The 12985-nt window shown below is 70.5% G+C and carries 16 protein-coding genes; 8 read left to right on the top strand and 8 right to left on the bottom strand.

Annotated elements, in window-relative coordinates; translation table 11 throughout:
- The first annotated feature begins 54 nt into the window (after positions 1–54).
- Positions 55–651, top strand: coding sequence for a hypothetical protein (locus tag IF73_RS0100210; protein WP_031002113.1), 597 nt, complete (start codon positions 55–57; stop codon positions 649–651).
- Between the two features lie 316 nt (positions 652–967).
- On the opposite strand, the gene IF73_RS0100205 is transcribed toward IF73_RS0100210, so the two are convergent.
- The 3 genes from IF73_RS0100205 to IF73_RS0100195 form a co-directional block, all read right to left on the bottom strand.
- A complete protein-coding gene (locus tag IF73_RS0100205) occupies positions 968–1489 on the bottom strand; it encodes a hypothetical protein (RefSeq protein WP_031002111.1) in 522 nt (173 codons plus the stop codon).
- Positions 1490–2208: 719 nt separating this feature from the next.
- Positions 2209–2910 carry an NUDIX domain-containing protein gene (locus IF73_RS0100200; RefSeq protein ID WP_031002108.1) on the bottom strand — a complete coding sequence of 234 codons (702 nt, stop codon included), beginning with the start codon at positions 2908–2910 and terminating at the stop codon, positions 2209–2211.
- The gene (locus tag IF73_RS0100195) at positions 2907–3167 is read right to left on the bottom strand and encodes a hypothetical protein (protein ID WP_031002106.1); all 261 of its coding nucleotides are present in this window, start codon (positions 3165–3167) and stop codon (positions 2907–2909) included. The genes IF73_RS0100200 and IF73_RS0100195 overlap by 4 nt, the downstream gene beginning before the upstream one ends.
- Before the next feature lie 48 nt (positions 3168–3215).
- On the opposite strand from IF73_RS0100195, the gene IF73_RS0100190 reads away from it, so the two are divergent.
- Positions 3216–3974, top strand: a complete 759-nt coding sequence (locus IF73_RS0100190; protein WP_031002103.1) for a DeoR/GlpR family DNA-binding transcription regulator — start codon at positions 3216–3218, stop codon at positions 3972–3974.
- 225 nt (positions 3975–4199) lie between these two features.
- Here IF73_RS0100190 and IF73_RS0100185 read toward each other — a convergent pair whose 3' ends face one another.
- Positions 4200–4850, bottom strand: coding sequence for a hypothetical protein (locus IF73_RS0100185; protein ID WP_037877906.1), 651 nt, complete (start codon positions 4848–4850; stop codon positions 4200–4202).
- 129 nt (positions 4851–4979) lie between these two features.
- Between IF73_RS0100185 and IF73_RS0100180 the strand changes: the two genes are divergently transcribed.
- The 3 genes from IF73_RS0100180 to IF73_RS0100170 all read left to right on the top strand — a co-directional run bounded on the left by IF73_RS0100180 (position 4980) and on the right by IF73_RS0100170 (position 6498).
- The gene (locus tag IF73_RS0100180) at positions 4980–5414 is read left to right on the top strand and encodes an Hsp20/alpha crystallin family protein (RefSeq protein ID WP_031002100.1); all 435 of its coding nucleotides are present in this window, start codon (positions 4980–4982) and stop codon (positions 5412–5414) included.
- An 88-nt stretch (positions 5415–5502) separates the two neighbouring features.
- A complete protein-coding gene (locus IF73_RS0100175) occupies positions 5503–5901 on the top strand; it encodes a DUF2267 domain-containing protein (RefSeq protein ID WP_031002098.1) in 399 nt (132 codons plus the stop codon).
- An 81-nt stretch (positions 5902–5982) separates the two neighbouring features.
- Positions 5983–6498 (top strand): DUF2267 domain-containing protein, encoded by a 516-nt coding sequence (locus IF73_RS0100170; protein ID WP_051716438.1) that lies wholly within the window; start codon positions 5983–5985, stop codon positions 6496–6498.
- A 527-nt stretch (positions 6499–7025) separates the two neighbouring features.
- Here IF73_RS0100170 and IF73_RS0100165 read toward each other — a convergent pair.
- Positions 7026–7307 carry a hypothetical protein gene (locus tag IF73_RS0100165; RefSeq protein WP_031002094.1) on the bottom strand — a complete coding sequence of 94 codons (282 nt, stop codon included), beginning with the start codon at positions 7305–7307 and terminating at the stop codon, positions 7026–7028.
- Positions 7308–7554: 247 nt separating this feature from the next.
- Positions 7555–8247 (bottom strand): hypothetical protein, encoded by a 693-nt coding sequence (locus IF73_RS0100160; protein WP_199806595.1) that lies wholly within the window; start codon positions 8245–8247, stop codon positions 7555–7557.
- A 269-nt stretch (positions 8248–8516) separates the two neighbouring features.
- Between IF73_RS0100160 and IF73_RS0100155 the strand changes: the two genes are divergently transcribed.
- The 3 genes from IF73_RS0100155 (at position 8517) to IF73_RS0100145 (ending at position 10328) form a co-directional block, all read left to right on the top strand.
- A complete protein-coding gene (locus IF73_RS0100155) occupies positions 8517–9494 on the top strand; it encodes a winged helix-turn-helix domain-containing protein (protein WP_158821878.1) in 978 nt (325 codons plus the stop codon).
- 182 nt (positions 9495–9676) lie between these two features.
- Positions 9677–10042: a VOC family protein gene (locus IF73_RS0100150; RefSeq protein WP_031002089.1), complete on the top strand. Its 366-nt coding sequence runs from the start codon at positions 9677–9679 to the stop codon at positions 10040–10042.
- A 16-nt stretch (positions 10043–10058) separates the two neighbouring features.
- On the top strand, positions 10059–10328 hold the full coding sequence (locus IF73_RS0100145; protein ID WP_031002087.1) for a DUF1905 domain-containing protein: 270 nt from the start codon (positions 10059–10061) through the stop codon (positions 10326–10328).
- Between the two features lie 426 nt (positions 10329–10754).
- Here the strand turns inward: IF73_RS0100145 and IF73_RS0100140 are convergent, their stop codons facing one another.
- Both IF73_RS0100140 and IF73_RS0100135 read right to left on the bottom strand, forming a co-directional pair.
- Positions 10755–11312, bottom strand: a complete 558-nt coding sequence (locus IF73_RS0100140) for a GNAT family N-acetyltransferase (RefSeq protein WP_031002085.1) — start codon at positions 11310–11312, stop codon at positions 10755–10757.
- Positions 11313–12373: 1061 nt separating this feature from the next.
- The gene (locus tag IF73_RS0100135; RefSeq protein WP_158821876.1) at positions 12374–12937 is read right to left on the bottom strand and encodes a hypothetical protein; all 564 of its coding nucleotides are present in this window, start codon (positions 12935–12937) and stop codon (positions 12374–12376) included.
- Between the last annotated feature and the right edge of the window lie 48 nt (positions 12938–12985).

The raw sequence follows: 12985 nt of genomic DNA, 5'->3' as shown, positions 1-12985 counted from the left end.
CGGTGGTGTCAGTGACAGCTCGTAGGGTGCGCTGGGATTCGACGAGGAGGTTCCATGGGCTTTTCCGGTCATCTGGTCTTTGCGCGTAGCGAGCGCCCACTGCTGGAAGCACCCCTGTTCGGCAGCACCGGTCTAGGGCTGGGGGGCGATGTGCACGAGTGGCAGCCGCGACCGGGCGGCTGGCAGACCCTGCAGTTGGAACAAGGCATCTGGGAGGACGAGCACCTGCCCACCTTGGTCGAATGGACCGGAGCACCGGCTTGCGTCGCCGACGTCTCCGACAGCAGCATCGCCCTGGTGACCGGCCTGGACACCAACGGGCAGCGCTGGCAGACATGGCTCAACCTGGACCACGCCGCTGCTCTCCTCGTCGAGGAACCCGGGGACGTGGACGACGTCAGCGTATGGATGGCCACCCCGGAGTTCGAAGAGGCCATCGGACACAAGCGTGCAGAGCTCGATGCGGAGGTGCCGACCGATGCCGAAGGCGCTCTCATGTGGGCCTCAGCAGCTGGTGTCCAAACCGCGGCGCAGCAGCCTCGGATCGAGGAACTGCTGCGGACACAGGAGACCTTCGTGGAGGAGCTGTTCGACGCGCTGCTGGACGAGCTGGGCTTCCCTGAAACTGTCCACCCCGCACCTCAGCCATAAGAAGCGACGGCTTAAGCGGCCTCGTGGCGGGGCAGGCGGCGGTAAGGAAGCTCGTCACCGTCACCGTCGCAGAAGGTGACCAGCAGGACGCAGCGGTTCTGACGGCGAGGCCGGGTATGGGTGTCGGGGCCGGGTCGTCCGCCGGCAGTGCCGTCCCGGTCCGGTACCGCTCCCCGACGCGTTTCGGCGCCGCTCCGGTCGGCGCAGGCCAGCAACCGGAGGCCCCAGCCCAGGCGGCGTAGCGAGTGCAGCGCCGCCTGCGGTCCGAGGTGGCACGGGCACCGTGGATCAAAGGTCGCGATCGGCCCGGCGATTCCTATCCGGCCGGCTGCAATGCCCAGTAGTGCGGTTCGATGGGGGCCTGCCTGACCACGATCCGGCCGGTCACGCCGGGATCGTCGACGATCTTCCCGTAGGAGGGGGAGAAATCGCCGGGTGTGTGCTCGATGTCGGCCCACACCACGCTGTCGGGTCCGGCGGAGCCGTAGGAGACGGTCCACTCGGCGTGCCTGTCACCGCAGCTGGAGACCGACACGCTGTGCTGCGATGTCACCATCAGGCAAGTGCGTGGGTTGGAGCCCGGCGGGGAGACTTCCATCATTCCGTCGGGGCGGCGCAGCACCTGCCAGTTCGCCGAGGTGGACGCGGTCTCCGCGCACTCGCCCAGCGACACCACGCCCATACTCGCGTGCGTCTTGGGCCAGACCAGACACTTGCCGTCCGTGAGAGCTGCGAACCGGTACACCCCGTCGACTAGCGGGGCTGAGTGGGCGGGTTGCGCGAGTGCCGCGGTGGCAGCGAGCGCGGCGGCCGTGACGGCGATGACGCGTGAACGCATGGGGTGAGACTCCTCGAACAGCCGTGGTCGATCCGATCACACGGCACAGACGCGGTGGCGGGCCGTTGCCGTCGGAGACGGCGGCGGCACTGATCTTGGAGCACCGGCTCATCCAGCAGCGGCTTGCGGCGCCCGCTGTCACTCGTCCGGCCGAGCCGTGTCATCCGATGGCGTGGCGACTCGGGATGCGGCCTCGCCGCCTGGAACCCCGTGATCACAAGCAGAGGGCAGGACGCCGCCCCTGTACGTCACGGGGGCTGGGTGCTGCTTCGGCGGCGAGATCGGCGGGCCCCGGCGATGTCGCGGTCGGCGAGCTCGGCGAGGTCCGATTCGAGGCAGCGGTCAGTGGCGCCGTCCCCGGCATCGAGCAGGCCGCTGCCCATGCCGCCGTGCCAGCGGGAGCGGGATTGCGGGGGAGGGGGGGCGACGCGTCGCCGGCCGCGGTTCGGTTGCGTTGCCGGCGGCATCTCGCCATAGGTCGTGTCCGCTGGGGAAGGAGAAGCAGAGCGCCTCGCTGTAGAAGGACGCGAATGCGGCTGTTGGTCAGCTCGGCCCCAGGCCGGACAGTCGTCGTTCTGGCCGACGATCGCCGTCTCGGCCTCCCCCTCGGCCTCGGCCTGGGCGACGGCGTCGAGACGTCCTCTGACGCCAGCGGCAGACGCCACGCCAGCGCCAGACACCGACACCAAATGCCGCCCCCCGAGAATCCCCGCCGACGACTACCCGGCTGGCGCGGTGGTGCTGTCCGTGCCTGCTGCATGTGTCGCGAAGGGGCCGTGCAGGGCGGCCCATTGCAGCAGCAGGATGGTCTTGCCGTCGGTGATGCGGCCGTCGCCAGTCATGGCGAGGGCTTCGGCGAAGGGCATTTCGATGACCTCGATGTCCTCGCCGTCCTCCTCGATTCCGCCGCCGGTTCCGGTCCGGTCGCCGGGGGTGTAGGCGGCGGCGAAGAAGTGGAGGCGTTCCGTGACGGAGCCGGGGCTCATGTAGGCGTCGAGGACGTGGGTGAGCCGGCCGAGTTCGACGCCGAGCTCTTCGGCCGCCTCGCGACGGATGGCGGTGGCCGGGTCGTCCGCGTCGAGCAGCCCGGCGGCGGCTTCGATGAGCATGCCGTCGGGGTGGTCGTTGACGTAGGCGGGGTAGCGGAACTGGCGGGTCAGGAGGACGCGACCGCGTGCGGTGTCGTAGGGCAGGACGACGGCGCCGTTGCCGCGGTCGTAGGTCTCGCGCTGCTGTGTCTCCCAACGCCCGTCGCGGCGGCGGTAGTCGAAGGTGGTGCGCCGCAGGACGTGCCAGCCCGTGGAGGTGAGTTCGACGTCGCGCACGACGACGTCGGGATTGCGGTCGAGGTCGCGTCCTGCCTGGTCGAGACCGGTGCGGCCGCGGTGGTCGGGGGTGTCGATACCGGGTCGGCGCTTCACGCGTCCCCCCGCTGGTCGAGGGGCGGCCTCTGCGCGAGGTCATCGGTGAGGGCGGTCCGTTCCGCGATGACGGGAAGGGGGCCGGCGAAAACGGGCCACGCGGCGACTCCCGGGCGGGGGAGGCCGGCGGCCTTGGCCCACGGGTCGTCGGCGCCGGAGAGGTACGGCCCGGCGTCGGTGCCGGAGAGGTGCGGCTCGGCGTCGGTGCCGGAGCGATCCGGCCCGGCGTCGAGGGTGAGCATGGGTGTGGCGGTCATGAGCGCTACGCTACACGCAGAAACGTGCAAGAACAGGAGAGAACGTGAATGCTGGCTGCTGAACGGCGTGACCACCTGTTGGGCCTGCTCGCCCGCGAGGGGAAGATCGTGGCCAAGGACGTCGCTGCCGAGCTGGGGCTCTCGGAGGACACCGTGCGGCGCGACCTTCGCGACCTCGCGAGCGAAGGGTTGTGTCAGCGCGTCTATGGCGGCGCCCTTCCGGTGTCGCCGGCGGTGGCAGACTACGGCGCCCGGCACGCCGTGGCCCCGGACGGCAAACGCAAGGTCGCCGCGGTGGCCGCCGGACTGGTGCGGCCCGGCGGCGTGGTGATCCTCGACGGAGGCACCACCGCCCTGGCCGTCGTCCACGCGCTCCGGAAAGACCTCGCTTGTACGGTGATCACCCATAGCCCGACGATCGCCGCCGCGCTGCTCGAGCATCCGCGGGCGGAGGTCTTCATGCTCGGCGGCCGCCTGTTCAAGCACTCGGCGGTCGCCTGCGGCGCGGCCGCGGTCGAGGCTGCGCAGAACGTCTCCGCCGATCTCTTCCTCCTGGGCGTCACCGGCGTGCACCCCGAGGCGGGGCTCACCACCGGAGACGCGGAGGACGCGGCGATGAAACGCGCCCTCGCGGCTCGCGCCGCGGACACCTACGTCCTCGCGTCCTCCGAGAAGATCGGCACCGCTTCCCGGTACCGGGTCCTGCCCTGGGAGGACGTCAGCGGGCTGATCACGGACAGGCCCCCGCAGGACCCGGTGGTTGGGCAGCTCATGGCGAACGGCGTCGAGGTGCTGCCGGCGGGTTGACCGACGGCGGTGGCACCGACCTCGCAGCGGCCGCGGGAAGACGCCCGCCCGCACGCAGGAGGACGCCCGCCCGCAGTCAGGCACCCGGGGCCCGCCCTTCGGGGGCGGGCCTCGCTTCCGCGCCGTCGACGCGCCCACCGCCGGGCCGAAGCCCGACGGTTCGACGGCGCCGTGACCGCGCGCAGTTTCCGGTCGGCGTGAACTGTCCCGCCCAGAGGCGGCGTGTCAGGGCCCTTGGGTGCCCGAGCGGCGCTGGTCGCTCTCGCTGCGGAGGTCCGCGGTGCGGCGGGCGAGGGTGTCGACTCGTTCCGCGAGGCCGGCGGGCAGCGGGGGTCGGGCGGTGCGCGCGCGGGCGAGGGGGGACAGGAGGTTGGCCGGGTCGTCGTCCGCGAGGGCCTGGCTGAGGTCGCGTCGCAGGGCGGCGGGGAGAGCGTCGAGTGCGGTGATCTGCCCGGCGAGCTGACGCAGGTCGGCGGCGTTGTCCCGGGCCCAGTTGGTGACGGTGCGATCGGCCGCGCGGCGGTCTCGGGTGGCCTGGACGCGCTCTTCGCGGGTGGCGCCAGGGGTGCCGGGGCGTACGCGCAGGTAACGGCGTTCTGCGGCCTGCCGGCTGGTGACGCCGAGGGGGGTGGCGAGGTCGGCCCAGCTGGCGCCCGCGTCGCGGGCGGCTTCGATCAGGCCGGGCTCCCAGCCTGCGAGCTGCTCGCGGAGCTCGCGCAGGAGCAGGAGTGCCGTGAGCGCCTCTTCGGAGGAGGCGCTCGGGTGGGTGGTCGGCGTGCCGCCGGATCGCGCCGCGCGGACGGCCTCGTCGATCGCGGCGAGCGCGACCAGCGCCGCCTGGCAGCTCACGGGCTCGTCGCCTCCGGTCATGGGCATCACGCTCTTCCTGCGGCCGGCTGTCGTCCATGCGATGACACTGAAGTTGTCATCCATCCGTTGACATGTTACAACGGAGTCAGGTGAAGCGCATTGGCAGCCACTGCCTGAACCGATGGAGGTGTTCCCATGTTGATGCGCACCGATCCGTTCCGGGAGCTCGACCGCCTCACCCAGCAGATGCTGGGTACGACCGGCACCTGGTCCCGTCCCTCCGCCGTCCCGATGGACGCCTATCGCGACGGGGACGCGTATGTGATCATGCTGGATCTCCCCGGTGTCGCGCCCGACGCGATCGACATCGACGTCGAACGGAACATGCTGACCGTGAAGGCGGAGCGCCGACCGGTCCAGAAGTCCGACGAGGTCCAGATGGAACTGTCCGAGCGGCCCCTCGGCGTCTTCTCCCGCCAGCTGATGCTGGCCGACACCCTCGACACCGAGAAGATCACCGCGGACTACACCGCGGGCGTGCTCACTCTGCGCATCCCGATCGCCGAGCGGGCCAAGCCCCGGAAGATCTCGATCGGCAGCGGCGACGACCGCAAGCAGATCAGCGGCTGAGCCGCGCCCGTAGGCAGGGAGCGGAGGGCGACGGTTCTCGCCTCCGCCGCTCCGCTCCCGCTCATCCCCGCGTACACAAGGGGTCGCGATGAGACTGCCATGGCAGACGTTCCTCGACCGGGTGCAGGAGCGCGGCGCCTACGACACGCCGCACGAGGCCGAACGCGCCGCCCGTGTCGTACTGGCCCTCCTCGGCGCCCATCTGGTCGGTGACGTGCGGGCCGCGCTCGCCGCCCGCCTCCCCGAGACCTTCGCCGTCATCCTGCTCAACCCGCTCCAGGCCACCGAACCACTCTCTCCGGAACGCTTCGTACGGGCGACCGCCGCCTGGATCGAGGGGGCCAGCGAACGGACGGCGGCGTGGGACGTCGGCGCCGTGCTCAGCGTCACCGCCGACGCCGCCGGCGAGGACCTCACCGCCCGGATGCTCCTCCAGCTCCCACCCGGCTACGACCTGCTCTTCGGTCGGCCACACCTTCCCAGGTGAACCCGACTCGCCCTGCCGACACCTGTTCGCTCCGCCCGGCCGCGACGACCGGGCCTGAAGAGAACGGCGACCTGCACCCCCATGACTCTCCAGACCGAAACCACCATCCAGGACCGCACCGACACCACGTACCCGACCGACAGGTCCGCGGCGATCCGGCAAGGAGCCTCCTACGCCGCCCTCCTCGAACGCGTCCGCTACGAGGGCGCCTACCCGACCCGTGAGCGCGCCGAGGACGCGGTCCGCTCCGTGCTGTCGGCGCTGGGACGGCAACTCGTCGGTGACGAACGCGTCGACCTCGCCGGCCGGCTGCCCGTCGAAGCCGCTCTGACCCTCACCGCGCAGATCCCCGTCACCACGCCCCTCACCGGCTGGGAGTTCGTCAAGGACCTCGCCCAGCAGACCGGCGGCAGCCTGGCCACCACCAGATGGGACGTCGGTGCGGTCCTCACCCCGATCGCCCGGCTGGCCGGTCCCGACCTCACCGACCGCATGATCCAGCAGCTGCCTCCCGGCTACGCCCTCCTCTTCGGCAAGGCGGAACTCCTGACCACGCCCGGAGGCGGCAGGGACGCGAGGACACGGAGCGGCCGTTGACCGAGGCGCCGACAGTCTCGGTGCGGTGCGGTGCGGTGCGGTGCGGTGCAGACGGCGTACGGCGTACGGCGTGACCGAGGCCGGCCCGACGGCCGTGCCCGCGGGTACGGCCGTCGGGTCGGGACGACGCGAGGAAGCCTCGAACATCCGGTGGACCGCATCCCGCCGGTGGCCGAACCCGCTGGGGTGGTGGCTGCATCCCGGGGCGTGCGGCCCTGCCGGCATGTGCGGCAGGGCCCCCGGCCGGCCTCAGCGCAGGACATCGGCCCGTACCCGCTCGCCCGGTGTCGCGATGTCAGAAGCGCGCTTTCCGCGGCGCGCGCGGCCATCACCTGCCAGTCGTCCCCGATGTCCTGTTCCGGCACCCGGATGCGGGGAAGCGGATCCCCGAGCCTGCCCGCGCCTGCGGGGTGGAACGGCGGGCGGGCGGTGCCATCGAGCTGGTCGGCCTCGTCGGCCCGCCGCCCCGTCGCCCCGCCGCCCGCGCCACCTCGCCGAGGTCCGCGGGCGAGGGCCCTCCGTGGCTGTCAGCAGGGGATGTTGAGCGTCATGCTGGAACCCTGATAGGAGGTCTCGTACGCGTTCTGCACGCTGCCGTTGACCATCCCGGAGTACCGGTACATGGTCACCCCCTCGTCCGAGACCCACTCGCCCTCGTACGTGAAGGTGACCTCGTGCGAACGGATCTCGCTGTCCCACACGTCGCCGCACCCGACGTCGGCGGCAGCGGTGCTCGCGCCCCCCAACACCAGGCTCAGCCCGAGCAGGGCGGACGCAGCGATGCCGAGTGGTTTGGCCTTGAACGTCATGGTTCCCCCTTGGTCGGCGTCCCGCGCCGGCTGCGCAGGGCGCGTGTGGAACGTACCTCGGAGGAATCGGCTCCGGGATGGGCCATTTACGCCACAGAAGGGAGAGAATCCGACATTCCATCTCATGGTCCCGGCCCGGAGCAGTCGACACGAGTCTCCCTGCAGGTCAGGGACCTCAGGCACTCCGGTACGACGGCGCCGTGGGGTCCCCGTGGGGCCGGGGCCGCGGCTGTCTCGGTTCCGGGTGTCAGGCGCGCCACACCTCGGCCGCGGCGAGGAACGCCGACGACGACGGGCGGTCCGGTGTTCCTCCCAGACGGATCTCGCCCGGCTGGATGCGGCCGTCGACGCGTGCCCGGGCTCGTCCGCACGGGCCGAACACCAGGCTCAGGCTGTGTTCCACGCCGGCGGCCAGTGGGAACCGGTCGGTGGCGAAGGCGCGCCGGTCGAGCACGTCGGCCATGCGGACGTCGATGCCTCCGCCCCGGACCTGCAGCCCGGACGCGAGGTCGAGCCGCACCAGGACCTCGGACTGGTGGAACCGGGGGGCGGACCAGGGCAGGCCGTCGAGTTCGGGGAAATGGCGGACGAAGTGATTGGCCAGCCAGAGGGCGAGCTGCGGGTCTTCCCCGACGGCCCGCATTCCGTCCGGCCGCCAGAGCACGACAGTGTTCCCCGCCCCATGGGTGGACCACTCCACCTGCCAGATGGAGATGTAGGCCGTGCACGAGCCTGACGTGTCGAAGAGCTGGAGGCCGGGGTTGGCGCCGACCAGGATCGGCTTGCGCAGTGCGGGATCGTTGCCCGCAGCGGCGCCGTCGGTCGACGCCGACGCCGACGCCGACGCCGACGCCGACGCCGACGCCGACGCCGACGCCGACGACGCCGACGACGGGGTGGCGGTGGCCAGAAGCCCCGTCGCGCCGAGGGCGGCACCCATGCGCACGATGCCGCGTCGGCCGACGGCGGCGAGAGGCCGGCTGGGACTGGCGTTCGTAGGTGTTCGGTCGGAGCTCAAGGCGCCTCCTCGGTCGTGGTCGTACGGTCGCGGTTCACCATCCGGCGGGATCGGCGGTGGCTGCCATGCATTCGAAGCCCTTCGAATCCATCGGCCCGTCCCGGCGGCGATGGGACACTCTCGGGATGGCGATGAGGGTGCAGCTGGACGCACGGGCTTGGAGCAGGTCACGCTTTGCCACGTCTGCGGCCATGGAGGTTCTCGGTGTGCTGCGCCACCGCGGCCGGCATCCGGCTGCTCACGCACGGCAGTGGTATGCCCGTGCCCGGCAGGTACTGCCGCCGGGGCAGCGGGCGCTGCTGGAGGCCCTGGTGCCCGCCGATCACAGCTACACCCCGGACTTCCTGACACCCGTGCCGCGCCCCGGCGAGTCGATGTCGCAGGTGGCCGCCCGTATCGCGGCGACCCCGGGGGAGGAGGTCGACTACCAGCTCGACATCGCGATCCGCGGTCGGCGTGTGTGGCCCCACGTTCTCGCGCAGCATCGCAGCGAGGCGTCCTACGAGCGGTGGCGGCGCCCGATGCCCCAGGCGCTGGCGACGGTGGCACGCGACGGCGGTGCCGCTGTGGCGACTGCTGCCGCCGCGGCGATGGCGACCCTGTTCGAGTCCGTACTCGCGCCGGACTGGCCACGGGTCCGAGCGGTTCTGGACGCCGACATCGGCAACCGTGCCGACCGGATGGCCGCGCACGGCGCCGCGGCGGTGCTCGACGACCTTGGCGAGCGAATGCGGTGGTCCGGCACCGAACTCGTCCTGGAGCGCCCCTACTCCGGCGTCGTCGACTGGGCTGACGAAGGAGTGCTCTTCGTGCCGGCCACCACACATGTCGGTCCGGTGCTGTTCGCTGCGGAACGTCCCCACCCGCCAGTGCTGATCTATCGGGCGCGCGGCATCGGCGCTCTCGGGGAACGTCCGGCCGGCGCGGCGGAATCGGCCCTGGCGGGACTGGTGGGCGTGACCAGGGCCGCGCTGCTGACCACGCTCGACGTGCCGGCGTCCACGGTCGAGTTGAGCCGGAGGACCGGCTGGAGCAGCGCGACCGTGTCGTACCACCTCGGCATTCTGCTGCGGGCGGGGCTGGTCGATCGATACCGCCGAGGTCGCGTCGTCCGATACGCAAGGACCGGCCTCGGGACGGCGCTCGCGGCCACATCGGCGGAGGAGTAGGCGTTCCGTGCCGTGTGCGGCCACCGCCTACGGTCCACACGGACGGCCCGACGCTCGTGCCGCAGCAGGCAGGATCTGTCCCGATCGACGAGCCCCGTCCGGTCGGGCTTCGTCGCCCGCGATGAGTTTTCCCACCTGCGTCCGTCTTACCTGGTGAACACCACCGGAAGCGGAGGCACGGGATGAGCAGGACCACCCGCATCACACAAGTGGCCACGGTCGGGATCCGCGTCACCGACCAGCAGAAGGCCGTCGACTTCTACGTCGGTGAGCTCGGCTTCGAGCTACGCCGGGACGTGCCCTTCGGCGACGGGCGCTGGATCGAGGTGGCACCGCCCGGGGCGACGACGACGGTCGCGCTCGTTCCCGAAGGCGTCCCGTCCGGCATCCGCCTTGCGACACAGGACGCCGACGCCGCCCACGCGGACCTGCGCGCACGCGGCGTCGATACGGATGCACAGGTCGTGCGGATGGGGCCCGCAGCGCCGCCCATGTTCGCTGTGCGCGACCCGGACGGCAACAACCTCATCCTCGTCGAAAGCTCGTGAACAGGAGGCATCAGTGATGGACAAGCAGTTCACCGCGACCTTGCAGAAGAGCCCGAACAAGGGCGGCTGGACCTACGTCGTGTGGCCCGAGTCGGCGGAGTTCTTCGGTACCCGCGGCCTGGTGAAGGTCCGCGGCACGGTCGACGGCCATCCGTTCGAAAGCTCGTTCATGGCCTTGGGGGACGGCACGCACAAACTGCCGGTGAAGGCGGAAGTGCGCAAGGCGATCGGCAAGGAGGAAGGGGACACCGTGACCGTCCGCCTGGAGGAGCGGTTGGACGCCTGACACCCGGAACGACGCTCCCCGCGCGATGCTGCGCGCGATCTGGACGGTTCTCCCCGCCGGCGCACCCCGGCGTGATCGGGCCGTAGCAGAGCGGGTACGCCGGCGGCTGACCTGCAAGATCGCGATTTCCGCTCAGCCTTACCGCTCAGACACCGACGTCTGTGTCCGCCGGTCCGTCCCTTCAGGTAGGAGAGAGGAGGGGAAGGCGGATGGCGGGACGGGAGGACGGACGACGGTCCGGAGCGGGTACGGGAGGAGAACCAGCCGCGGGTCGGAGGCGCGGGCGAAGTACCGGCTGTTCCCCGCGGCCGCGGGCGGCCCCGCAACAGCATCACCGTCGCGTGCGGGAGGGTCTGCGACCTGTCCCTGCGGGCATGGTGCCGACGGTCCGAGATTGCCGAGTGTCGTGTACTGGGGCGACTGCGTCTACCGCTGTTCCCACGCGGTCCGCGTGAGTTCGTATTCGACTTCACCGTGTTCGGAGCCTTCGATCGCCTCCGGCCAGTCCCCGGTGAAGTTCCGGACGAAGGACAGGCCCGACTTCTCCATGACGCGGCGGGAGCGGGTGTTGACGGCCATCGTGTTCGCCGTGACCCGCTCGACTTCCAGGTCAGTGAACCCCTTGCGGATCAGGGCCTGGGATCCCTCAGTGGCGTAGCCGTGCCCCCATGCCGCCTGGTTCAAGCGGTAGCCGAGTTCGACCACGGCGGGGCTGTGCTCGTCCAACGGTCGGAACTCGAACCAGCCCAGGAAGGTGCTGGTGGTCTTCTCCTGGGCGGCCCAGTATCCGCGGGTCTCCCAGCACGGGTAGTCCTGGAGGAGTCGCGGCAGGACGCGCGTCTCGATTGCCTGACGGCTTGTGGTGCGACCTCCGTTGATGAAGCGCATGACCTCGGGGTCGTTGTCCAGGGCGAGCAGGTGGTCGGTGTCGGCCGTCGTGAACGCGCGCAGAACGAGCCGGCTGGTCTCCAGGAAGTCGGACATGCCGCGATCTTCACCACAGGCTGGCCGGGCCCGCCACCGGTTTTCCGGCGAACGGCCGTCGTTGGTGTACAAGCCACGCGGACCGCCGATCGCTCGATGAGGGTGCCACGCGCGAAGCGGGCCGCGGCCCGGACCAGTGCGACGAGGCGCTGCGGCTTCACAGCTTGTCCCTGCTGCTGGACGGACTCCACCGGTTTGAAGACCATCGCCAAGGCGGCGGACGAGCTGTCGGCGCCGTTCAACTGACGCACCGGCGACAGGACTGCTCCCCGCGCCCGTTCTCGCTTAGAACCGGGACGGACTCCCTTCTGGGACCTGCATTCTGCGAACAGCCCGGCGCATGACGGCCCCTCAGCAGCCTTCTTCCGGTTCCCGTACCACGGGCGCGGCCAGCCGCAGGCGCTCACCTCTGGTGCCTTGCATCTGGCGGTCCAGGAATTCGATCACTCGCGTCTCCGAACGCAGAAGCCGTTCTCGCTGCTCAGGAGGAAGAGATGCGAGGAGGTCGACCAGGACGCGCCGCCGTGGGATGTGCACCATGTTGCCGGAGTAGATCCGGCACGTGGGACACCAGGCGAGTCCGATGCACCGCTCGAACATCGGGGACTCGCGAGGATGGAAGCGATACTGGTACGAACGGCTGGCGCTCCGCAGGCGGCGCAGACGCGTCGATCGCCGTCGGGAACCGTGTCCCAGCTCCCGACCTTTCGCCGATACTGTCGCCCGGCCGATGCTCTTCAAGTCGTCATGCCGAGCATTCTCGCGCACGGAGAGCCGCGCAGCACAGCCTTCGAGCGAGTCTTCGACCGACTACAGAACGTAATCGACTCTTGGTTGCGTTGAGGGAATCCGTGTCTGAATTCGTTCACCCCGATAGAGATAGAGCGTCCATGGGTGCCCCATCGCCGCGCTCGCCCCTGGCTGTTCCTCGTTCTGGTCGAGGCGGGTTTAGATAGGACTTGTCCGGCCGATCATGACGTGAGGGTGAGCAACGAGACCAACACATCGTCTGCCTGCGGGCGACGGCAGGCGCGGGGCGCCGTCGCCCGCGCCAGGCTCCATCAGTTGGAGGACGTGGCGTCCTCAGCCGCCCGGACCTTCTTGACGCAGGCATCATCGTAGGCGTTCAGACTGAGCGTTCGGTTGTCGGAGAACAGGCGGTACTCCATGACTACGGTCCAGCCGCGCTTCTTGAACACCGCCCCCACCACATCGACTGTGCCGTCCGGTGCCCTTCGCTCATTGCGCTTCTTGACCTCTGTCCACCCACGGCCAGTCAACGCGGCCGCCAGGGCATTGGTCCGGTCCACGTCCAGCGTGGAGGCGGCTGTGTCGAACCCCTTGTAAGTGACGAAACACGCAGCCAGCGAGTACTTGGACGACTCCGGCATCGAGGCCGCTTCCGGATCGCTCGGCGGCGCCCCGACATCCCTGGTGATGCCGTCGAGCACCAGGCGCATCTTGGCCTTGGTGATCGGACCGGAGTCCTCCGGCCTCGCTGAAACCGGAGCGGAGGTAGCCGCAGACGTCCCGTTCACATTCCGATCGATGGCATCGCCCCCGCAACCGGCCACTCCGATCGTCACCGCCGCCGTATAGACGACAGCCCACCCCACCCTGTTCACACGCATCCCCTTCAGCGCACGGGAGACGAATACTCCCGTGATCAGGGA

The organism is Streptomyces sp. NRRL F-5727, assembly GCF_000719555.1.
Lineage (GTDB): Bacteria > Actinomycetota > Actinomycetes > Streptomycetales > Streptomycetaceae > Streptomyces.
This window is presented reverse-complemented; position numbering and strand designations above follow the sequence as displayed.